10 protein-coding genes are annotated in these 22,478 nt (G+C 69.4%); 7 read left to right on the forward strand and 3 right to left on the reverse strand.

Features of this window, described 5'->3' with window-relative positions:
- Positions 1-70 precede the first annotated feature (70 nt).
- The 3 genes from TTY48_RS10275 to TTY48_RS10285 all read left to right on the forward strand — a co-directional run bounded on the left by TTY48_RS10275 (position 71) and on the right by TTY48_RS10285 (position 3,868).
- Complete coding sequence (locus TTY48_RS10275; protein ID WP_220657394.1) at positions 71-1,789, forward strand: FAD-binding dehydrogenase; 1,719 nt, start codon at positions 71-73, stop codon at positions 1,787-1,789.
- Positions 1,786-2,592 carry an SDR family NAD(P)-dependent oxidoreductase gene (locus TTY48_RS10280; RefSeq protein WP_220657395.1) on the forward strand — a complete coding sequence of 269 codons (807 nt, stop codon included), beginning with the start codon at positions 1,786-1,788 and terminating at the stop codon, positions 2,590-2,592. Before TTY48_RS10275 ends, TTY48_RS10280 begins: the two co-directional genes overlap by 4 nt.
- A 109-nt stretch (positions 2,593-2,701) precedes the next feature.
- On the forward strand, positions 2,702-3,868 hold the full coding sequence (locus tag TTY48_RS10285) for a globin domain-containing protein (RefSeq protein WP_220657396.1): 1,167 nt from the start codon (positions 2,702-2,704) through the stop codon (positions 3,866-3,868).
- On the opposite strand, the gene TTY48_RS10290 is transcribed toward TTY48_RS10285, so the two are convergent.
- Positions 3,869-5,275, reverse strand: a complete 1,407-nt coding sequence (locus tag TTY48_RS10290) for a PLP-dependent aminotransferase family protein (RefSeq protein WP_220657397.1) — start codon at positions 5,273-5,275, stop codon at positions 3,869-3,871.
- Between TTY48_RS10290 and TTY48_RS10295 the strand changes: the two genes are divergently transcribed.
- Entirely contained in the window at positions 5,274-6,236 is a 963-nt protein-coding gene (locus tag TTY48_RS10295; protein WP_220657398.1) for a DMT family transporter, read from the forward strand. The two genes, TTY48_RS10290 and TTY48_RS10295, sit on opposite strands and share 2 nt — an antisense overlap.
- Here TTY48_RS10295 and TTY48_RS10300 read toward each other — a convergent pair.
- Positions 6,202-6,807 carry a TetR/AcrR family transcriptional regulator gene (locus tag TTY48_RS10300; protein WP_255585615.1) on the reverse strand — a complete coding sequence of 202 codons (606 nt, stop codon included), beginning with the start codon at positions 6,805-6,807 and terminating at the stop codon, positions 6,202-6,204. The two genes, TTY48_RS10295 and TTY48_RS10300, sit on opposite strands and share 35 nt — an antisense overlap.
- A gap of 54 nt (positions 6,808-6,861) precedes the next feature.
- On the opposite strand from TTY48_RS10300, the gene TTY48_RS10305 reads away from it, so the two are divergent.
- The gene (locus TTY48_RS10305) at positions 6,862-7,719 is read left to right on the forward strand and encodes an alpha/beta fold hydrolase (RefSeq protein ID WP_220657399.1); all 858 of its coding nucleotides are present in this window, start codon (positions 6,862-6,864) and stop codon (positions 7,717-7,719) included.
- A 79-nt stretch (positions 7,720-7,798) separates the two neighbouring features.
- Here the strand turns inward: TTY48_RS10305 and leuA are convergent, their stop codons facing one another.
- Entirely contained in the window at positions 7,799-9,667 is a 1,869-nt protein-coding gene (gene leuA, locus TTY48_RS10310) for a 2-isopropylmalate synthase (RefSeq protein ID WP_220657400.1), read from the reverse strand.
- A 556-nt stretch (positions 9,668-10,223) separates the two neighbouring features.
- Here leuA and TTY48_RS10315 point away from each other — a divergent pair.
- The gene (locus tag TTY48_RS10315) at positions 10,224-21,593 is read left to right on the forward strand and encodes a non-ribosomal peptide synthetase (RefSeq protein ID WP_220657401.1); all 11,370 of its coding nucleotides are present in this window, start codon (positions 10,224-10,226) and stop codon (positions 21,591-21,593) included.
- Complete coding sequence (locus tag TTY48_RS10320; protein ID WP_220657402.1) at positions 21,593-22,432, forward strand: ABC transporter permease; 840 nt, start codon at positions 21,593-21,595, stop codon at positions 22,430-22,432. Before TTY48_RS10315 ends, TTY48_RS10320 begins: the two co-directional genes overlap by 1 nt.
- Positions 22,433-22,478: the final 46 nt, after the last annotated feature.

Genomic DNA, 22,478 nt, shown 5'->3' on the forward strand with positions numbered 1-22,478 from the left:
CGGGCATCGGTGCGTGCCATGATACCGATAACTAGACCACCCAGTCTATTTATCGATCGAGAGGCGATCCATGGCGGAGGCGCAGCACACCGGACCCGACGGATTCCGTCCCGATGCGATCGTGGTGGGTGCGGGCCTCGCCGGTCTCGTCGCCGCGTACGAGCTGTCCCGCGCGGGTCGCCGGGTGCTGATCCTGGACCAGGAGAATCGCAACAATCTGGGCGGCCAGGCTTTCTGGAGCCTGGGCGGCCTGTTCCTCGTGGATTCGCCCGAGCAGCGTCGCCTGGGCATCAAGGATTCGAAGGAACTCGCGCTACAGGACTGGTTCGGTTCCGCCGGGTTCGACCGTGACGACGAGGATCACTGGCCTCGGCAGTGGGCCCGTGCGTACGTCGATTTCGCCACCGATCGTAAGCGGGATTACCTGCGCCGCCTGGGTCTCGGCTTCACCCCCGTGGTCGGGTGGGCCGAGCGCGGCGGCGGCGCGGCCGACGGTCACGGCAACTCGGTGCCGCGTTTCCATCTCACCTGGGGCACCGGCCCCGAGGTGGTGCGCGTCTTCCGCGAGCCGGTCGAGCGGGCCGAGCAGGCCGGCCTGGTCCGGTTCGCGTTCCGGCACCGGGTCGACGAACTGCTGCGCGGCGACGACGGTGCCGTGACCGGCGTGCGCGGCGCGCTCCTGGCGGAGAGCGATACCGAGCGCGGCGTGGCGTCGAACCGGGAGACGGTGGGCGATTTCGAGTTCCGGGCCCCGGCGGTCCTCGTCACCTCGGGCGGCATCGGCCACAACTTCGAGCTGATGGAGAAGTACTGGCCCACCGACAGGCTGGGGCCCTTTCCGCAGCACATGATCGCCGGTGTGCCCGCACACGTCGACGGGCGCATGCTCGCGATCTCCGAGGAGGCGGGCGCGAACATCGTCAATCGGGACCGGGTGTGGGCCTACACGGAGGGCATCCACAACTGGGATCCGATCTGGCCGAAGCACGCCATCCGGATCATCCCGGGACCGTCGTCGCTCTGGTTCGACGCGAACGGCAATCGCTTCGCCGCCCCCAATTTCCCCGGTTTCGACACCAATTCGACGATGAAGGCGATTCTCGAGACCGGCTACGATTACTCGTGGTTCGTGCTCACCGAGACGATCATCGAGAAGGAGTTCGCACTGTCCGGGTCCGAACAGAACCCCGACATCACGGAGAAGGACCTCAAACTGGCCCTCGGTCGGATCAAGTCCAAGGGCGCGCCCGGCCCCGTCGAGGCCTTCAAGCAACACGGCGAGGACTTCATCGTGGCCGATACCCTCGAGGAACTCGTCGAGGGCATGAACCGGATCGGCCGCGGCGGTCACGTGGACATCGAGCACCTGCGTGGGCAGATCGTGGCCCGCGATCGGGAAGTGACGAACGCCTTCAGCAAGGACGCGCAGCTCCAGGCCGTCCACAACGCCCGGAACTACCTGGGCGACAAGGTGGTACGGGTGACCAAACCGCACCGCATCCTCGACCCGGAGCACGGGCCGCTCATCGCAGTGCGCCTGAACATCCTCTCCCGCAAGACGCTCGGCGGGCTCGAGACCGATCTCTCGGCGCGGGTCCTCGGGTCCGACGGTGCGCCCGTCCCCGGCCTGTACGCCGCGGGCGAGGTGGCCGGTTTCGGCGGTGGCGGCGTGCACGGCTACAACGCCCTAGAGGGCACCTTCCTCGGCGGGTGCATATTCTCGGGGATGACAGCCGGACGGGCCGCGGCCGCAGCGACCGGCAATCCGACTGGAGGGAAGACGGCATGAGCGCACGCACCGCCCTGGTGACAGGGGCATCGTCGGGAATCGGACTGGAGGTGGCGCGCCTGCTGGCGCAGAAGGGCTACCGCGTGCTGGGCACCAGCCGCAACCCCGACACCGTGCCCGCCGATAAGCGCATCCCCGGCGTCGAGTACCTCGCGCTCGATCTCGCCGATCGCGCGTCGGTGGCCGCGTGTGCGAAGGCGGCCGGCGATGTGGACATCGTGGTGAACAACGCCGGCGAGAGTCAGTCCGGACCACTGGAGGAACTGCCCGCCGATGCGGTGGACCGGTTGTTCCAGACGAACGTCTTCGGCGCCGTCCAGCTGACGCAGCCGCTCCTCCCGGGCATGCGGGATCGCGGTTACGGCCGCGTTATCATGGTGGGATCCATGCTCGCCAGCTTTCCGCTCGCCTACCGCGGCTCCTACGTGGCCGCCAAGGCGGCGCTCAAGGGCTTCGCCGCGGCTGCGCGCCAGGAGCTCTCGCCCTTCGGGGTGTGGGTGAGCACGGTGGAACCCGGTTCGATCGCCACCGGCATCGGCGAGCGCCGTACCAAGTACGTGGCCGATGATTCGGTGTACCGCACCGACTTCGACACCATGATCGACAATCTCGACAAGAACGAACGCGCGGGGATCACGCCGAAGCAGGTGGCCGAGGTGATCGTGAAGGCGATCGAGGCCGATCCGCCCCGCGAGTTCTACGCGGTGGGCAGCAATGCGCCGTTCGTCTTCCTGCTCAAGCGACTCGTGCCCATCGAGGTGGTCTCGAAGATCGTGGCCAAGCGGCACGGGCTCAAGCGATAGAGGTCCTGTAGGCGAGTCCCGGGGACGCGGGACAGGTGTCCCTGGTGCGGTCGGTATCTACTACGTAGCGTCGTAGGAAATTCGTCCATCGGCCAGAAGGACCACCGCTATGCTCTCCGCCGCGCACCGCACCGTCATTCGCGACACCCTGCCCGTCGTCGGTGGTGCGATCGACACGATCACGCCGAACTTCTACCGCCGCCTGTTCACCGCCCATCCCGAACTGGAGCGCGATCTGTTCAATCGCGGCAATCAGGCCGTGGGTGCGCAGCAACGGTCACTGGCGGCGTCGATCGCGATGTACGCCACCGCCGTTGTCGACGATGCTGTCGATGCATCGTCGATGCTGGAGCGGGTAGCGAACAAACATGCTTCGCTCGGCGTGGCACCCGAGCAGTACCCGGTGGTGTACGACCACTTGTTCGCGGCCATCGCCGAGGTGCTCGGCGAGGCGGTGACCCCGGAGGTCACGCAGGCGTGGACCGCCTTGTACTGGCAGTTGGCCGAGGAACTCATCGCCATCGAGGCCGAGCTGTACCGCCGCGCCGAGGTCTCTCCGGACACGGTGTGGCGCGCGGTCGTGGTGGCAGAGCGCCGACAGGAATCGCCGCACACCGTGGCCTTCGTCATGGCCGATCCCGACGGTGCGCCGCTCCCCGCATTCCAACCTGGGCAGTACATCTCGGTCGCGGTGACGCTTCCCGACGGAGCCCACCAGATCCGTCAGTACAGCCTCTCCGGCGCGGGAGTCGGACGCTGGCGGATCGGTGTACGACGGGACGGCGAGGTCTCGACGCACCTGCACGAGTACGCCTTCGAGGGAACCCGGCTGTCGGTATCGCCGCCCTTCGGTGACATCGTGCTCGACAGTGATCCCTCGGTGCCGCTGCTGCTCGCCTCCGCAGGGATCGGCATCACGCCGGTCCTCGGCATGCTGTACCACCTCGCCGAGGAGGGCGGGGACCGGAGCGTCAGGGTCGCTCACGCCGACCGGTCCCGCGCGACACACGCGCATCGCGCCGAACTATCCGAGTTGGTGCAACGCATTCCCGGTGCCACGCTGCATGTCTGGTACGACGATCTCCCGGACCCGTACCCGCTCATCGACGGTGAACGTCGCGGGCGCATCGACGTCTCGACACTGCCCATGCGGCCCGATACGCATGCCTACCTGTGCGGTCCGATGCCGTTCATGACGGGGCTCGCGGACCAGTTGCGGCGGTGCGGGCTCCCTCGCGAGCAGGTGTGGTTCGAGGCGTTCACCCCCACGGTCTGATCACCAGGCGAGCGCGGAACCCAGGATCTTCGCGGCCTCCTCGAATCGCGAGGGCTCAGGTCCGGCGTAGGCCAGCCGCAGGTAGTTCCCGGTGGGTTCGGCCGGGAACCACTCGTCGCCGACACCCACGATGAGCCCGTTCCGTCGACACCGGTCGACCACCGCGGCCAGCTCCACATCGTGGGGCAGCCGTGCCCACAGGGCGAGTCCGCCGCGCGGCACCCTGTCCACGGAGACCGACGGTGCGTGCTCGTGCAGTGACCGCAGCAACAGATCGCGGCGCTCGCTGAGCTGACGCCCCAATCGCCGCACGTGAGTTCGCCACGCCGGCTGTGTGATCACGTCGAGCGCCACGGTCTGCAGCACCCCGCTCGTGTACATGGCATCGGCCTGGATATCGGCCACGATCCGGTCGCGGGCGGGACCGCGCGCCACGATCGCCGCCACGCGGACCGCCGGCGCCACGGATTTGCTCAGCGACCGGATGTACACCACGTGGCCGGATTCGTCGCGGGTGGCCAGTGGTACCGGCTCCGCGTCGATGCTGAAGTCCCGGGCGTAGTCGTCCTCGATGAGGAATGCCCCGGCGGTGCGCACCGCGTCGAGGATGCGTTCGGCGCGTTCGGAACTCCACACCGCTCCCGTCGGGCTCGCGAAGGCGGGCTGCGCGTAGAAGGCGCGGGCACCGGTCTCGGCGAGGATGCGCTCGACCACCTCGGGATCCGGGCCGTCCGGTCCGCTGGGAACCGGGATCACGTCGACCCCGGCGCTCTCCGCGGCCAGGATGGCGCCCCAGTAGGTGGGCGACTCCATCAGCAGCGGCCGCCCGGCGCCGACGAGCGCGCGGAAGGTCGTGAGGAGTCCGCCCTGGCTGCCGGGGGTGACCACTACATCGCGGGCCGAGGCCGGGGCCACCCGGGCGGGCGTGAGCGATTGCAGTTCCGTGGCGAACCAGGAGCGCAATTCGGGGATTCCCGCGCTGGGTGTGCGATCGAGCAGTGACTCGTTCCGCGCGGCACGGGCGAAGGCCGCGCGCACGAGCCTTTCGGGTAGCAGCTCCCGAGCGGGGTAGCCCGATTGCAGGGCGATGGCGTCACCGTCGTTCGGCCGGAGCGCGGTGGGCGTACCGGGCGTGCGCCGCCCCTGCACGCCGAGTGCCGCGGTCTGCCAGCCGAAGTCGACGGGGCGTGCCGGGCGCTCTCCGCGGACGAAGGTGCCCACACCGGGGCGGGATTCGACGAGCCCCTGCGCCGCGAGGGAACGCAGCGCCCGCTGCACCGTGACGGGGCTGACCTGGTGCTCCGCCACGAGGGTTCGGGTGGACGGCAACTGCGCGCCGGAGGGCGCCGAGGCGATCCAGGTGCGCAGCGCTGTCGCGAGCCGATCTCCACTGCTATCGTTGAACATGAATCAACAGGATAGCGCTACTCTTCTCGAGCGGCGACCGATATCGTCACCGTCGCCCTCCCGTGGCCTGGTCTGGGGCCTGGTCGGTGTGGTCGCCTTCTCCTTCTCGATCCCGCTCACCCGGGTCGCGGTCGCCGACGGCGGCCTGCCGCCCCTGTTCGCGGGCGCCGGGCGAGCGGTGATCGCCGCGGCACTGGCCGCCATCGCTCTGATCGCCACCCGGCAGGCGTTGCCCCGCGGATCGCAGTGGCTGCGCGTGGCGGTGGTGGCCCTGGGGGTGGTGGTCGGTTTCCCGGTGTTCACCTCATTCGCGTTGACCACCGCGTCCGCATCGCACGGTGCCGTGGTGATCGCCCTGCTCCCGGCGGCCACCGCCGTGGTCGCGGTGTGGCGCGGCGGGGAGCGTCCGCCGCTGCGCTTCTGGGTGCTCGCCGCGGCGGGCACCGTGGCCGCCGTGGCCTTCGCGGTGCTGCAGGGCGGTGGCTTCGGCTCGCTCCGGGCCTCCGACCTCCTGTTGTTCGGTGCGGTGATCGCCGCCGCGGTCGGCTACGCGGAGGGCGGTCTGTTGTCCCGGGAGATCGGTGCCTGGCAGACGATCTCGTGGGCACTCATCGTGGCCTCTCCGGTGATGGTGGTACTCACCGCGGTCAGCGCCCGGAACGGCCTGCACGCGACCACCAACGGCTGGCTCGCCTTCGCCTACCTGGGCGTGATCAGCATGTACCTCGGCTTCTTCGCCTGGTATCGCGGCCTCGCGATCGGCCCCATGACCACGGTGAGCCAGGTCCAGCTGGCGCAGCCCGTCTTCGGAATCGCCTGGGCTGCTCTGCTTCTGGGTGAGAGTATCGGCTGGTCCACGATCCTCGGCGGCCTCGCGGTGATCGCCTTCGCCGCCCTCGCCATCCGCACCCGCACTGGTCGTGGAGTCAGCGCAGTCGGATCGATGCCGAATCGGACGTGATCTCCGCGGCGAAGGCCGACATCGCGCGCCCCGCCGCCAGAACGGGAGCGGTCGAACGGACTGTCCGGCTGAGGATGAAGGCTCCTTCCAGCGCAGACAGAGCGGCAAGGGTGAACTCGCGTGCGGTCTCCGGTGGAAGCCCGCGCCCGACGAAGTACTCGGCACCACGCTCGAACCAGCCCTCGATTATGTCGGCGATCGCCGCGCGCAGCTCAGGTTCGGTGTCTGCGACCTCACCCGCGACGGTACCGACCGGGCACAGGTTCAGCCATCCTGCCGCCTCCATCTGCTGTGCCGCTGCTTCGAAGGTGAGCTGAACAGTCGTCGATAGATCTTCGTGCTGATCAAGCAGTGCGGGAAGCAGTTCCATGTACGCCGCGCCCGCATCGTGGAGTGCGGAGCGGGTGAGCGCGGGCTTGCCTTCAGGGAAGTGGTGGTACATCGAGCCGATGGTGGACGTGGCGGCAACTGTCACGTCCTTCACCGAGGTCCCGTTGTAGCCGCGGCGTCGTAGCGACTCCGTCATCGCGACGATGAGGCGGGTGCGGGTGTTTGACGGATTGTCGCTCACGCACCTAGCCTAGAGTAATCGTTCTAGAACGAGCATTCTAGGGAGTGGTGAGCCGTGCCGACCATTGATCTGACTGCGGGCCGAGTGCACTACGTGGAATCCGGGGAGGGGCCGCCGGTCGTCTTCCTACACGGCCTGTTGATGAACCACACCGTCTGGGACGGGGTGATCGACCTGCTACCGCCGCACTACCGATGCATCCGTCCGACATTGCCGTTGGGCGGGCACACGGAACCTCTGAGGGTCGACGCCGATCTGTCGATGCACGGTTTGAACGTGCTGATCGCCGAATTCCTTGAGGCTCTCGAGTTGGACGATGTGACCGTGGTTCACAGCGACTGGGGCGGCGGGCTCTTCCTCACCGCCTACGGTCTCGATCAACGCGTCGGCGCGATCGTCGCCCTACCCTGTGAGGCCTTCGACAACTTCCCGCCCGGGCTCCCGGGCGTTGCAGCCAGGGCGGCGGCCTACCTTCCAGGTGGCGTGTGGTTCGCCCTGTGGCAGATGCGGATCCGCTGGCTGTCGAGGCTGCCGATGTCCTTCGGATGGATGACGACTGCATCGCTGGACGACGCCATGGTGCGCGGCTGGACCGAACCGGGCCTCAACGACTCGAGGGTCCGGCGTGATCTTCTCAAGTACCTTCGCTCTGGCTTCGACAAGCGTGTGCTGATTGAGAACACCGAAGCGCTGAAGCGATTTCCGGGAGAGGCCCTCGTCCTGTGGTCTGCTGCAGGGAAGGTCATGCCCCGAGACCACGGCGTCCGCCTGGTTCGTTTGATCCCTCGCTCGACACTCGTCGAAATCGACGACGCTTACGTTCTCGCCCAGATCGACCAGCCCGCGCGTATCGCTGCGGAGCTGTCGCGATTCCTCGCGGGCCGGCACGCGGCCGGGCGTAGAAACGAGTGATGGGTGGAGGTATCGCTGCGAGCGCTTCTGCGAAGCCTAGCGAGCAGCAATACCTCCACCCATCACGGTCACGTCGTGACTACGGAGCCCACGTCCGCGTCGACGCCTCGCCGACCGCTTCCTGCTCCGACTGCACGCTGCCGTGCGCGCGGTTCACCGCGGAGACGACGGCGCGGAGCGAAGCGGTGGTGATCGACGGTGCGATCCCCACGCCCCACACGGTGCGGTCCTCGTCGCCCACGCGGACGATCGCCTCGACGTAGGCGGCGGCCTGCGCGTCGTCACCGGCGGACAGGGCGTGCTCGCTGTAATCCAGGACCCGCACGTCGAAGCCGACGGTGCCGATCGCGTCGACGAAGGCCGCGAGCGGACCGTTGCCCTCGCCGGAGATCTCCTGCTCCTTGCCGTTGACCTTGACCACCGCGTCGATGCGGTCCACGCCACCGTCGACCTCGGATGCGGTGACCTTCTGGCGCATCCGCTCCAGGGGCAGGATCGGGTCGATGTACTCGCCGGCGAAGACGTCCCACATCTCCTTGGGCGTCACCTCGCCGCCCTCGCCGTCGGTGATCTTCTGCACCGACTGGCTGAACTCGATCTGCAGGCGGCGCGGCAGCGCCAGGCCGTGGTCCGACTTCATGATGTACGCGACGCCGCCCTTGCCGGACTGGCTGTTCACGCGGATCACGGCCTCGTACGAGCGGCCCACGTCCTTCGGGTCGATCGGCAGGTAGGGCACCTGCCACAGGATGTCGTCGACGTCCTTATCGGCCTCGTCGGCGTCGATCTTCATCTGATCGAGGCCCTTGTTGATCGCGTCCTGGTGGCTGCCGGAGAAGGCGGTGTACACCAGATCGCCGCCGTACGGGTGGCGCTCGGGCACGGGCAGCTGGTTGCAGTACTCGACCGTGCGCCGGATCTCGTCGATATCGGCGAAGTTGATCTGCGGATCGATGCCGCGGCTGAACATGTTGAGGCCCAAGGTGACCAGACAGACGTTGCCGGTGCGCTCGCCGTTGCCGAACAGGCAGCCCTCGATGCGGTCGGCGCCGGCCAGGTAGCCCAGCTCGGCCGCGGACACGCCTTCACCGCGGTCGTTGTGCGGGTGCAGCGACAGGATCACCGAATCCCGGCGGGCCAGGTTGCGGCTCATCCACTCGATCGAGTCCGCGTAGACGTTCGGGGTCGCCATCTCGACGGTGGCCGGCAGGTTCAGGATCATCGGCTTCTCCGGTGTGGGAGCGATGATCTCGGTCACGGCGTCGCACACCTCCTTGGCGAAGGAGAGCTCGGTGCCGGTGTACGACTCGGGCGAGTATTCGTAGCGCCACGAGGTGTCCGGGTACTTCTTCTGCTCTTCGAGCACCTTGTGCGCGGCGTCGGTGGCGATCTTCTTGATCGCCGCCTTATCGGCGCGGAAGACCACGCGGCGCTGCAGCACGGAGGTGGAGTTGTAGAAGTGCACGATCACGTTCTTCGCGCCCTGGCAGGCCTCGAAGGTGCGCTCGATCAGCTCGTCGCGGCACTGCACCAGCACCTGGATCGTGACGTCGTCGGGGATGGCGCCGTCCTCGATGATCTCGCGCACGAAGTCGAAATCGGTCTGGCTGGCGGACGGGAATCCGACCTCGATCTCCTTGTAGCCCATACGAACCAGGAGATCGAACATGCGGCGCTTGCGCGCCGGGCTCATCGGATCGATGAGCGCCTGATTGCCGTCGCGCAGGTCGACGGCGCACCACAGCGGGGCGGTCTGGGCGACCTTGTCGGGCCACGTGCGGTCGGGGAGCGAGATCTGCTCGACCTCGTCGGCGTACGAGCGGTACCGGTGATTCGGCATGGCGCTCGAGCGCTGCGGGTTCCACGCGGGCTGCCCGGGATTGCGCGGGCCGGCCGGTGCGGAGATCTTCGATACGCCGGAGGTGTAGGAATCGGCTGCAGGACTCATGGTGACGAGGCTACTTTCTCGTATCTCCCCACGGATCAGGGGGAGGAAAGCCGGCGGAGAAGCCGGGAGGGACTCGACCGGCGCTGCCGTTGCACGGCTCAACCCGCGACGGGGAGCCGGTCTGGATCAGGCCCCGCCGCGGCAACCGAGGAGAAGGGCGCGCCGCTGCACACCATCACGATAACCCACGGCCGGCGAATCCGGACCTCGGGCCGTCCAGTCGGGGCGAAGACGCGGTGTCAGCACGATGAAGACCCGATGACAACGACTGTGATCTAGAACACGATCTAGTCGGGGCCGGTGAACTTCCAGCACCGCATTATTTCGAATGCTGCATCGACGCCGCGCTCTCAATGATCCTTCAGCAGCGCAAATCGCCAGCTTGCCTACTGGGTAGTGAACTTCGTCAAACTATACGTCGTTCGACCTGCGGTCTTTAAAGCGGTGCGCTCCTAAAATAACCATGGTTATGAATGTTGCGATTTCAACGAGACGCTCCCTACAATTCTTGCGATTGCAAGGCTCGGAGTTTGCAACGCGACAGTAGGAGAGCTTGGTGGACCACGTGGTGCACTCCCTGACCGGAGCCCAGTACGGAATGTGGCTGAGTCAGCAGATGTCGCCCGACGTCTCCTACTCGGTGGCGCAGTACGTGGACTTCCGCGGCGCGCTCGACGTCGAGCAGATGACAGCGGCGACCCGCGCGGCCAGCGACGAGTTCGTCTCTCCCTATGTGCGCATCGACGTCGACGAGTCGGGCACCCCGATCCAGCGGATCGACCACACCATCGACGCCGGCGCCCAGGTGATCGACATCGGCCTGGCCGACCTGCCCGAGGAGGAGCGCGTCGCAGCCGCCGTCGAGTGGATGCGCGCCGAGTACTCGCGCCCGCTCGACCTGGCCACGGACGAGCTGATCATCAACCGCCTGATCGAGGTCTCCGAGGACCGCTGGTTCTGGTACGCCCGCGCGCACCACGCCGTGATCGACGGTTACGGCGCCTCCACGCTGCAGCGCCGGGTCGCCGAGTTGTACACCGCGCTCGTCACCGGTGAGGACGCGCCCGCGCTCAAGCCGAAGCCCCTCGCACCCGAGGGCTTCGTCACCGCCGAGGAGAAGTACTTCGCATCCGCGCGCGCCGAGGGCGACGCGCAGTACTGGTCCGGCATCGTCCCCACCCTGCCCGAGGCGGCGGGTCTGGGTCGGCGGATCAGCGGCCCGTCCCCGCTGAACCTGCGCCACAACGGCGATTCCAGCCACGAGATGGGTGCCCGCCTCGACGCCGGTGCCGAGCGTCTCGGCACCAACCGGTCCGGCCTCGTCATCGCCGCCTTCGGCGCGTACGTCGCGGCGATCGCCGGACGCGACGAGATCTCGATCGCCGTGCCGGTCGCGGCCCGCACCACCGCCGCCTTGCGCGGCTCCACCGGCATGACCGCGAACGTGCTCCCCGTCCCGGTCCGCGTGGGCGAGGGCGCCACCGTCTCCGACGTGGTCGACGGCACCGGTCTCGACCTGCGCAACGGCCTGCGGCACCAGCTCTACCCGGCGGCCCGGATGGAGGCGCCCACCCTGCGCGAGGGCGTGGTGGGTTCCACCTTCGGCGACACCATCAACATCATGATGTTCTCGACCGCGATCACCCTGGGCGAGACCGACGGCAAGCTCAATCTGCTCACCTCCGGACCGGCGGAGGACGTGGCCGTCACCGTCTACGAGTCCGAGCAGGGCGCTGTCCGGATCGACATGGAGGCCAACCCGGCCACCTACACCGAGGCCGATCTCGCGGCGCATCATGCGCGCTTCATGGAGTACCTCGACCGGTTCGCGGCCACCGCCGGCCCCACTCCGCTCTCGCAGCTGGCCGTCGCCACCGAGTCCGAGGCCGAGGCCTGGAAGCGGTTCGCGGGTGCCACCGCCGACGCCCCCGCCGCTGCCGGCCCCTCGGTCCCGATGCCGGAACTGCTGCGCCGCACCGCCGCGGCCGAACCCGATCGGGTGGCCGTGGTCGACGGTGATCGCAGCATCACCTACGCCGAACTCGATCAGTACAGCGACCGCCTCGCGCGCTACCTGATGTCCGTAGGTGCGAAGCCGGAAGAGCGCGTGGCGCTGCGCATCCCGCGTTCCCTCGAATCCGTGATCGCCGTGTGGGCGGTCACCAAGACCGGTGCGGCCTTCGTACCGATCGACCCGAAGCTGCCCGCCGAGCGCGCCGAGCACATCGGCGAGGCCGCGGCGCCCGTCGCCACCGTCACGCCCGCCGACCTGGCCCGCGTCTGGGGTCCGGGCGCGAGCGCCGGCTCCGGTGCCGCCGATTGGCCCGAGATCTCGCTCGACACCCCGGCCTACCTCATCTTCACCTCGGGCTCGACCGGCCGCCCCAAGGGCGTCAGCGTCACCCACAACGGACTGTCCAGCCTCGCGGCCGAGCTCGTGCGCTCGCACGGGCTGCCCGACGGTGCGCGGGTCATGCATTTCGTCTCGCCCGGCTTCGACGCCTCCGTGCTCGAACTGCTCATGGCGGTCGACAGCCGATCCACACTGGTGGTCGTGCCGCCCGATGTCTACGGCGGCGAGGAACTCACCGAGATCCTGGCGCGCGAGAAAGTCAACGGCGGCTTCATCACCCCCGCCGCGCTGGCCACCCTCGATCCGGCCGAGCTGCCCGAGCTCACCTCGCTCGGCGTGGGCGGCGACACCGTGCCGCAGGCCCTGGTCGACACCTGGGCGCCGAACCGGAACCTGGTCAACGTCTACGGCCCCACCGAGACCACCATCGCGGTGACGCTCGGCGAACTGACCGCCGGCGAGCCCGTGCGGCTCGGCGGCCCGATCCCGGGCACCCGTCTGTACGTGCTCGACTCCTACCTCCGCCCCGCCGCGGCCGGCGTCGCGGGCGAGCTGTACATCTCCGGTCCCGGCATCGCTCGCGGCTACCACGGCAACCCGGTGCTCACCGCGGAACGGTTCGTGGCCAACCCCTTCGAGGACGACGGTGCGCGGATGTACCGCACCGGCGACCTCGTCCGCTGGACCGAGTCCGGATCGCTGGAGTTCCTCGGCCGCATCGACTCCCAGGTGAAGCTGCGCGGCTTCCGCATCGAGCTGGGCGAGATCGACGCCGCCGTGATGCGGGTACCGGGCACCGAACGCGCCGTGACCGTGGTCTCGGGCGACGACACCGCCACCGCGGAGCTGATCACCTACGTGACCGGAACCGCGGCCGTGGACGCGATCACCGCGAGCATCGCGGGCGAGCTGCCCGCCTACATGGTGCCCGCGCACATCATCGCGCTCGACGAATTCCCGCTCACCGTCAACGGCAAGGTCGATCACAAGAAGCTGCCGCAGCCCGAGCGCACCGTCGCCGCCGCGTCCACCGGCCGCGTGCCCAAGACCGACGCCGAGAAGCTCGTGGCCGAGGCCTTCGCCGAGGTGATCCCGGGCGTCGACAAGGACAAGCTCAACGTCACCACCACGCTCTTCGACCTCGGCGGGAACTCGCTGTCGGCCACCCGCATCGCGGCCCGCGTCGGCTCGGCCACCGGCAGCCGGGTCAGTGTGGCCACCGTCTTCGCCCACCCCACGGTCGAGGGGCTCGCCTCCGCGATCGGCGGCGCCCCCGCGCCCGCCCCGGAGCCCGAGGACATCATCCACGCCGATCCCGCCACCGAGGATCGGGCCGAGGAAGCGGCCGACCTGCTCCCCGCACAGCATCAGATGTGGGTGCGCAACCGGGTCAGTCCCGATGGCTCGTACCACATTCCGGTCGCGCTGCACCTGCGCGGCGACGTGGACGTCTCCGCGATGCGCGCCGCGCTCGGCGACGTGGTCGCCCGGCACACGCCGCTGCGCACCGTGTACCGCAACGGACCCACCGCGGGCGAGCCCGAGGTGCAGGTGCTGCCCGCCGGACCGAACCTGGTGCCCTTCACCGAGCGCGAGGTCGCCGAGGACGAGCTGACGGCCGCCTCGGTCGAATACGCCGGTGAGCCCTTCGATCTGGCCGCCGACGTCCCGATCCGCGCGCGCCTGTACAAGGTCGATGCCAAGCATCAGGTACTCGTCCTGGTGATCCACCACATCGCCGCGGACGGCTGGTCGATGATGCCGCTGGCCGGCGATCTCGCCTCCGCCTACGCGGTGCGCACCCAGGGCAAGGCGCCGCGCTTCGCGCCGCTGCCGCGCACGTACACCGAGCACGCCCGCTCCTACAAGCGCCGTCTCACCGGCGCCCCCCGCGAGGCGCTCGACGCCTTCTGGGCCGAGACCCTCGCCAATCCGCCCGCCGAATCGGTACCGCCCGCCGCGGTGCCGCGATCCGGCGGCGTGGTCTCCGGCGCGAGGTCGATCGGCACCCGCGTGGCGCCCGAGGTGTGGGCCGGTGTCGCCGGCCTCGCCCGCGCCCACGTGACCACCCCGTTCATCGTGGTGCACGCCGCGCTGGCCGCCGCGATCACGCGCCTGTCCGGCCAGGAGGACCTGGTGATCGGCACCGCCGTCGCCGGTCGTGGCGAAGCGGAACTCGACGGCCTCGTCGGCATGTTCGTCAACTCGATCCCGCTGCGTACCCGGACCCCGCAGAGCGCCACCTTCGCGCAGCACCTGAGCGCCGTGAGCCGGGGCGACCTGGAGGCGCTGGACAATTCGGATCTGCCCTTCGAATCGGTGCTCGAACTGGTCGACCCGCCGCGAGCGGCCGGCCGGCACCCGATCTTCCAGGTGATGCTGAACCAGCGCCCGTTCGACACCCAGCACTTCCCGATGGCCGGCATCGACGTCGAGGTGGTGCCGGTCGACGTCCCGATCGCCCGCTTCGACCTCGAGGTCACCCTGACCGGCGACGGCACCATCGAGCTGCGCTACGCCTCCGAGCTCTACCGCACGGAGCAGGCCGAGTCGATCCTGGACGCCATCGTCTCCGTACTCACCGCGGTCGGCGGCAACCCCGAGCTCACCATCGCGGAACTGCCGATCATGTCCGAGCAGCGCCTCGCCGAGCTCACCCCGGTGCGCGGCGTTCCCGCCGATTTCCACACGCCGCTCGGGCAGCTCATGCGCGAGGTGGCACGCACCTTCTCGGAGCGGCCCGCCATCATCGACGGTGACCGCACCCTCACCTACCGCGAGCTGTACGCGGAGGCCCGCAAGGTGGCCGCCGCGGTGATCGCCGCGGGTTCGCGCCCGGGCGAGGCGGTTCTCACCGACCTGCCGCGCTCCGCGGAATCCGTGATCGCCTTCTGGGGCATCGCGCTCGCCGGAGCAGCTGTGGCGCCTGTGGATCCGCGCTACCCGCAGGAACGCCGCGACTACATCGCGGACGACATCCGCGCGCGGGTCGGCGTCACCGCCTCGGGCGGCGCACCCGGTCTCAAGTGGATCGCCATGGACCGGATCGACGAGGACGGCCCGGGTTACGACCCGCAGATCGTGCCCAGCATCGACGACGCCGCCTACGTGATCTACACCTCCGGGTCCACCGGCAAGCCGAAGGGCACCGTGGTCACGCACCGCGGCCTGGAGAACTTCGCCGAGGAACTGCACGTGCGGATGCAGACCGGCAGCGATACCCGCGTGATGGCCTTCGCCTCCACCGCCTTCGACGCCACCGTGCTCGAGCACCTCATGGCGCTGCGGGTCGGGGCGCCTCTGGTGATCGTCCCCGCCGCCACCACGGGCGGCCGCGAACTCGAGCGCGTGATCGCCGACAACGTTGTCACGCACGGCTTCCTGACCCCGTCCACGCTGGCCACCCTGGAGCCGGAGAACGTGCCCGGATGGAAGAACGTGCTCGCCGGTGGCGAGGCGATCAACCCCGGACTCGCGGCCAAGTGGAGCGCCGGCCGCAGCCTGCACAACGGCTACGGGCCCACCGAGACCACGATCATCACGGCGATGTCGGATCCCCTCTCGGGCGACGGACGCGTGCCGATCGGCCCGCCCGTGCGCGGGCAGGAGCTGATGGTGCTCGACGACCTGCTGCGCCCCGTGCCCGTGGGCATGCCGGGCGAGCTCTACGTGGCCGGGCCGCAGCTGGCGCGCGGTTACCACCGCCGCGCGCAGCTCACCGCGTCGCGCTTCGTGGCGAACCCGTACGGGGCACCCGGTTCCCGGATGTACCGCACCGGCGACGTGGTTCGCTGGGTCCGTTCGGATTCGGGCGACCTGATCATCGACTTCGTGGGCCGCAACGACTTCCAGGTGAAGATCCGCGGTATCCGGATCGAGCTGGGCGAGATCGACTCCACCATCGGCACCATGCCGGGCGTGGGCTTCGTCTCGACCCAGGTGCGACCCGGCCCCGACGGCCAGCCCGCCCTGGTGGCCTACGTCAAGGGCGATGCCATCGATCCGTCAGCGGTGCGCTCCTTCGTGCGCACCCGACTGCCCGGCTTCATGGTGCCGGCCGCCGTCGTGGTGATCGACACCGTGCCGATGGGCAGCACGGGCAAGCTCGACAACGCCGCGCTCCCCGAGCCGCGGTTCGGCGGCACCGGTAACGCCGCGGCCACGCCGACCACCCCGGGCGAGGCCCGTGTCGTGGAGGCCTTCCGCAAGGTGCTGGGCAACGAGCAGATCGGCGTCGAGGACGACTTCTTCGACCTCGGCGGGAACTCGCTGTCCGCCAACGAGCTCGTGGGCCTGCTGGGCAACGGCATCGAGGTACGCACCGTCTTCGACCTGCGCACCCCGTCGGCCATCGCGGCCGCACTCACCGGCGATCCCGATTCGATCGCCCACGAGGCGGCACTCGAGGACCAGGGCCTGCGCCGCGTGCAGCGCGGCGACCGCATGCCGCTGTCGTCCGCGCAGGAGCGGATGTGGCTGCAGAACAAGATCGATCCCGGCCCCACCTACAACATCGGCGCGGCGTTCTTCGCGGCGCGCCCGGTGGACAAGCGCATCCTCGACGAGGCGCTGCGGGACGTGCTCGCACGCCACGAGAGCCTGCGCACCCGCTACCCGTCCGGCACCGAGGGCCCGTACCAGGAGATCCTGGCCGCGGACGCGCCCGCGGTGCAGGAGTTCGCCGCCGAGCAGGGCACGGCCGCCTCCACCGTGAGCAACCAGCGCGATGCCATCGCCGAGTTCGTGGCCCGGCCCTTCGCGCTCAACCGCGATCTGCCGATCCGGCTGCTCACTGCTCCCACCGGCACCGGCTCGATCCTCGCGATCGCGGTGCACCACATCGCCGCCGACGGTGCCTCGGTGGTGCCGCTGACGCGCGACCTGATGGCCGCGTACCTCTCGCGCACCGCGGGGAACGCACCGCAGTGGGAGGAGCTGCCGCTGCAGTACGCCGACTACGCGGTGTGGCAGCGCGGCCAGGCCGATAAGGACGCCGGCGCGGTGGACTACTTCGCCGAGCGCCTGCGCGGCATCCCGGACGAGAGCTCCTTCCCTGCCGACGGCCCGCGTCCGACCATCGGATCGACCGACGCCGGTGAGGTGGCCGTGGTGCTGCCGCCCGCGCAGCGGGAGGCCCTGGCCGAGTTCGCCGCCCGGCGCGGTGTCTCGGTGTTCATGGTGCTGCACGCGGCGCTCGCCGCGCTGCTGCACCGGGTGAACGGCGCCGACGACGTGGTCGTGGGCACCCCGGTGATCGGCCGCACCGATCGTCGCCTCCGTGACGTGGTGGGCATGTTCGTCAATACCGTGGCACTGCGCACCCAGGTCAAGGGCGAGGAGCCCTTCAACGCCCTCGTCGACCGCATCCGCAGCGGCGATCTCGACGACCTCGTGCACGCCACGGCGCCCTTCGAGCGCGTCATCGAGGCGGTCTCGCCGCCGCGCAGCCGCGATCGGCACCCGCTGTTCCAGGTGGTGCTCAGCCACCAGAACCTCGGTGATCCGCTCAGCGTGATCAGCTCCGACGGCGGCGGCATGTTCGATCTCGAGCCGCTCGATCTGGCCGCGGCCACCACCACCTTCGACGCCACCTTCGAGGTGCGCGAGGTGGAGGAGGGCATGCGCTTCAACCTGCGCTACCGCACCGACCTCTACACCCGCGGCACCGCCGAGGGCATCGTCAAGCGCCTGGTGCGGCTGGTCACCGAGGGTGTCGCCGCGCCCACCACCGCCGTGGCCGACCTGCCGGTGCTGCTGCCCGAGGAGGAGGAGATCTTCCTCCGCGCCAACAGCTCCGTCGAACCGCACACGATGGCCGAGATCCTGGCCCGCGCGGTGCGCCAGCGCCCGGGCGATCCGGCGCTGCGCGACGGTGCCGTGCGCTACACCTACTCCGAGCTGGACTCGGCGGTCACGGCCCTGGCCAACCGCCTCTCCGGCCTCGGCGTGGGAGCGGGAACCCGTGTGGCGGTCTCGATCCCGCGCTCCGCGGCATCGGTGATCGCGTTCTGGGCGGTCGCACGGATCGGCGCCGTGTACGTGCCGGTCGACCCGAACTACCCGGCCGAGCGGATCAAGTACATCCTCGACGATGCGACGCCCACCATGGGCCTGTCGGTGCGCGAGGCCGTGGGCGGCCTGCCGAAGGACATCGACTGGGTGCTGGTGGATCCGGGCGCGTCCCGGGTGCAGCACCCGCCGGTCGTCACGGCCGTGCCCGCGCACGTGGACGATCCCGCGTACGTCATCTACACGTCGGGTTCCACCGGGCGCCCCAAGGGCGTTGTGGTGCCGCACCGCGGCCTGGCCGCGATGGCCGACACCCTGGTGCGGCAGCACGCCGTGGGCAACGGCGCTCGCGTGCTGCACTTCGCCTCGCCCAGCTTCGATGCATCGATCCTCGAGCTGCTGCTCGCGACCTGGTCGCGCGCCGAGCTGGTGATCGCACCGACCACGCTGTACGGCGGCTCGGACCTCGGCGACTTCCTCGCCGACAACGAGGTGACCCACGCCTTCATCACCCCCGCGGCGCTGGCCACGATCCCGGATCGCGATCTGCCGCTGCTCGAGGCCCTGAGCGTGGGCGGCGACGTGCTGCAGACCGAGCTGGCCCGCCGCTGGTCCAACGGCCGGATCCTGATCAACGCCTACGGCCCGACCGAGGTGACCATCGCCGCGACGATGGGCCCGGTGGACGCCGACAGCGTGAGCATCGGCAGCGCCGTGAGCGATGCGCAGCTGATGATCTGCGACGAGCGGCTGAACCTGGTGCCGCCCGGCGCCGTGGGCGAGCTGTACGTGGCCGGCCCCGGCATCGCCCACGGCTACCTGGACCGCCCCGACCTGACCGCCTCGCGATTCGTGGCGAACCCCTACAGCGATGCCGAGGGCTACAAGCGCATGTACCGGACCGGAGACCTCGTGCGCTGGCGCGCCTCGGACTCGGGCGATCCCGTGCTCGAGTTCGTGGGCCGCAGCGACGATCAGCTCAAGGTGCGCGGCTTCCGCGTGGAGCCGGGCGAGGTGGCCACCGCGATCGAGACGCATCCGTCGGTCCGCCAGGCCGTCGTGGTCGTGGATCGCGGAGACGGCTCGGTCGAGGCGCAGGCCGCGGCGCGGCTGGTGGCCTACTACGTGGCCGACGGCGTGCTCGCCGCGGAGTCCGTGCGCACGCACATCGCGGATCGGTTGCCGCGGCACATGATCCCGTCCGTTCTCGTCCAGATCGACCGGGTGCCGGTCACGCCGCACGGCAAGACCGACCTCAAGGCGCTGCCGCCGGTGGCGTCCGAGCCGGTGAAGGTGGTCGCCCCGCCGGAGCCGGTTGCGCCCGCCGAGCCGGTCGCGATCGTGGAATCCCCGGCACCGGCCACCTCGCCGCGGGTGATCCGGCCCGAGGAGCCCGCCGCTCCCGCCCAGCCGGTGGTACCGGCGGCGCTGCTCAAGGCCGCTGCCGCCGCGCCGAAGAAGGCCGAGCCCGTCGTCGAGCCCTCCCGTCCCGCCGCCTCGGCGAGCATGGAAAGCGCCGTCGCCGAGGTGCTCTCGGACGTACTCGGTGTTCCCTCCCTGGGCCAGGACGACGACTTCTTCACGATGGGCGGCACCTCGCTGCAGGCCGCGATCGCCGTCGACCGGCTGCGGGAGCGGTTCGGCGCGGAGGAGGCCAGCATCCGCTGGTTCTTCGAGGACGCCACCGTGGGATCGCTGGCCGCCCGCATCGCGGGCAACCCGGGACCGGTGCCCACCACGGCTGTGATCACCGGCGTGGCAGCGGATTCCGATACCGCGATCACCGATCCGATCCTGCCGCTGCGCGCGGGTACCGCGGGCATCGACCCGCTGTACTGCGTGCATCCCGCGGTGGGCCTGGCGTGGAACTACCTGGGGCTGAGCAGCGAGCTCGATCCGAGCATCCCGATCATCGGCCTGCAGGCACCCGGCATCTCGCATCCGATGCCGCCCGCCGATTCGATCAAGGAGCTCGCGCGCGGCTACGTCCGGTCGATCCGGGCCACCCGCCCGCACGGCCCGTACAACCTGCTCGGCTGGAGCCTCGGTGGTCTCATCGCGCACGAGATGGCGGTGGAACTGCGCAGTCTCGGCGAGAAGGTGAACCTCGCGCTCATGGACGCGTACCCGCTGGGCGAGTACCGCGGTCCGCGCGAGGAGATGACGATCGCCAGCCTGCTGCGCGAGTTCGTCGGCCTCGACATCGACGAGGACACCGAGATCAGCACCGACGAGGCGCTCGATCTGCTCGCCGGCGCGGGCGGTCCGGCGCGCGAGCTCTCGCGCGGCCAGATGGAGCGGCTGTACTCGAACTACCGGCACAACGTCTCGCTCGGGTACTCGCACGTCCCGCGCGAGTACGACGGCAACGTCCTGGTGTTCCGTGCCACCGAGCAGCCCACGGGCGGCCTGATCCCGCAGCTGTGGCGGCCGTACGTCACCGGCTTGGTGCAGGTGCACGACATCGAGGCCACGCACAACCAGCTCGGCTCGGCACCGGCGATCGACGAGGTCGCCCGCACGATGAACGTCTTCCTCACCGGCAACTACACGCCGGTCGCGAAGGCGAACTCCGCATCGCTCGACGATCAGGAGCCGCTGGTCAGCGTGCGCGGTCTCGCCCGCAAGTACGGGCGCGGTAAGAACGCCGTGTACGCGCTCAACGGGGTTGATCTCGACATCGCCCCCGGCAGCGTGCACGCGCTGCTCGGACCCAACGGTGCCGGCAAGACCACCACGGTGAAGATCATCGCGACGCTGCTCGAACCCTCCTCGGGCTCGGTCACGATCGACGGGGTCGACGCGCTCGCCGATCCGCGGAAGGCACGGTCGATCATCGGCCTGTCCGGCCAGTACTCGGCGGTCGACGAGAACCTCACGGGACGCGAGAACCTCGAGATGTTCGCGCGCCTCTACGGTTTCGACAAGGATTCGGCGAAGGCTCGGGCGAACGAGCTGCTCAAGCAGTTCCGCCTGACCAAGGCCGCCGATCGCCGGTCGGGCACCTACTCCGGCGGTATGCGCCGCCGGCTCGACCTGGCCGGCGCGATCATCGCCCGCCCGCGCCTGGTGGTGCTCGACGAGCCGACCACCGGTCTCGATCCCCGCAGCCGCAAGGACGTGTGGGACGTGATCGCGCGGCTGAGCAAGGAGGACGGTATCGCGGTGCTGCTCACCACGCAGTACCTCGACGAGGCCGAGCTGCTGGCCGATCTGGTCACGATCATCGACCAGGGCCGGATCATCCGCAGCGGCACCGTGCCCGAGCTCAAGTCGGCCGCGGCGGCCGATCTCATCCAGATCGGGCTCCGCGAGCGCGACCGGGCGAAGGCCTGGCCGATCCTGGCGCGGCACGCCATCGACGGCACCGCGATCCGCGAGGCCTCCGGCCTGTGCGCGATCCGGGTGGCCGACGGCCAGCAGAAGATCGTCGCCGTACTCAACGACCTTCGTGAGGTGGGCGTGATCGCCGACAGCGCGATGCTGCGCGAGGCGACCCTGGACGACGTCTTCTTCGCGCTCACCGGCGAGGACGCGAACAAGAGCACCGAGGAGACCAACTGATGACCGCGATCACCTTCCCGCAGGAACGGACGTCGTCGCTGAGCGGGTTCTTCAGCGACTGCGCCGTGATGACGCGGCGCAATCTCACCACCCTGGTGCGCATCCCACAGCTGTTGCTCAACGCCACGGTGCAACCGATCATGTTCGTATTGCTGTTCAGTTACGTCTTCGGATCGGCGCTCGGCGGTGATGTGGGCAGCGGGACCTACCGCGAGTTCCTCCTCGGCGGCATCCTGGCGCAGACAGTGGCGTTTAGCTCAGTCACGACTGCAATTGGCGTCGCCTCGGATATGAAGAACGGCATCATCGATCGTTTCTGTTCGCTGCCCATGTCACGCCTGTCGATCCTGGTGGGGCGCACCGTCTCCGACTTCCTGGTCAACGTAATTAGCGTGGCAATCATGCTCGGCGTCGGGCTCCTCGTCGGCTGGCGGATGCATGGGAACTGGCGTGACACCGCGATCTCGCTCGCGGTGCTGCTGCTGTTCGGGTTCGCGACTTCCTGGCTGGGCGCGCTGATCGGCCTGCTGGTCTCGACCCCGGAGTCGGCGCAGGCCGCTCTGATGATCGTGATGTTCCCGTTCGCCTTCATCTCCTCGGCCTTCATCTCCGCGGGCGATCTGCCCGAGCCGCTGCGCACCATCGCTGCCTGGAACCCGGTGACCGCCATGGCCCGCTCGCTGCGCGAGGCCTTCGGCAACCCGCTCAGCCCGAAGCCGGCGATGAACGATCCGATCAACTGGGCCTCCGAACACGCCACGGCGTACGCGGCCCTCAGTTCCGTGGCGATGATCGCGATCATCGTCCCCCTGGCCGCCGTCGCCTACATGCGCCGATAGCGCCACCCCCGACCACCTGTCACCAACAACCGTCCGAAAGAAGGAG

The sequence above is a fragment of the Tsukamurella sp. TY48 genome, assembly GCF_019656655.1.
GTDB lineage: Bacteria > Actinomycetota > Actinomycetes > Mycobacteriales > Mycobacteriaceae > Tsukamurella > Tsukamurella strandjordii.

Bases quoted from the DNA above. Each gene is read 5' to 3' on its own strand.
- TTY48_RS10275 (WP_220657394.1), top strand. From the start codon at position 71: ATGGCGGAGGCGCAGCACACCGGACCCGACGGATTCCGTCCCGATGCG.
- TTY48_RS10280 (WP_220657395.1), top strand. From the start codon at position 1,786: ATGAGCGCACGCACCGCCCTGGTGACAGGGGCATCGTCGGGAATCGGA.
- TTY48_RS10285 (WP_220657396.1), top strand. From the start codon at position 2,702: ATGCTCTCCGCCGCGCACCGCACCGTCATTCGCGACACCCTGCCCGTC.
- TTY48_RS10295 (WP_220657398.1), top strand. From the start codon at position 5,274: ATGAATCAACAGGATAGCGCTACTCTTCTCGAGCGGCGACCGATATCG.
- TTY48_RS10290 (WP_220657397.1), bottom strand. From the start codon at position 5,275: ATGTTCAACGATAGCAGTGGAGATCGGCTCGCGACAGCGCTGCGCACC.
- leuA (WP_220657400.1), bottom strand. From the start codon at position 9,667: ATGAGTCCTGCAGCCGATTCCTACACCTCCGGCGTATCGAAGATCTCC.
- TTY48_RS10320 (WP_220657402.1), top strand. From the start codon at position 21,593: ATGACCGCGATCACCTTCCCGCAGGAACGGACGTCGTCGCTGAGCGGG.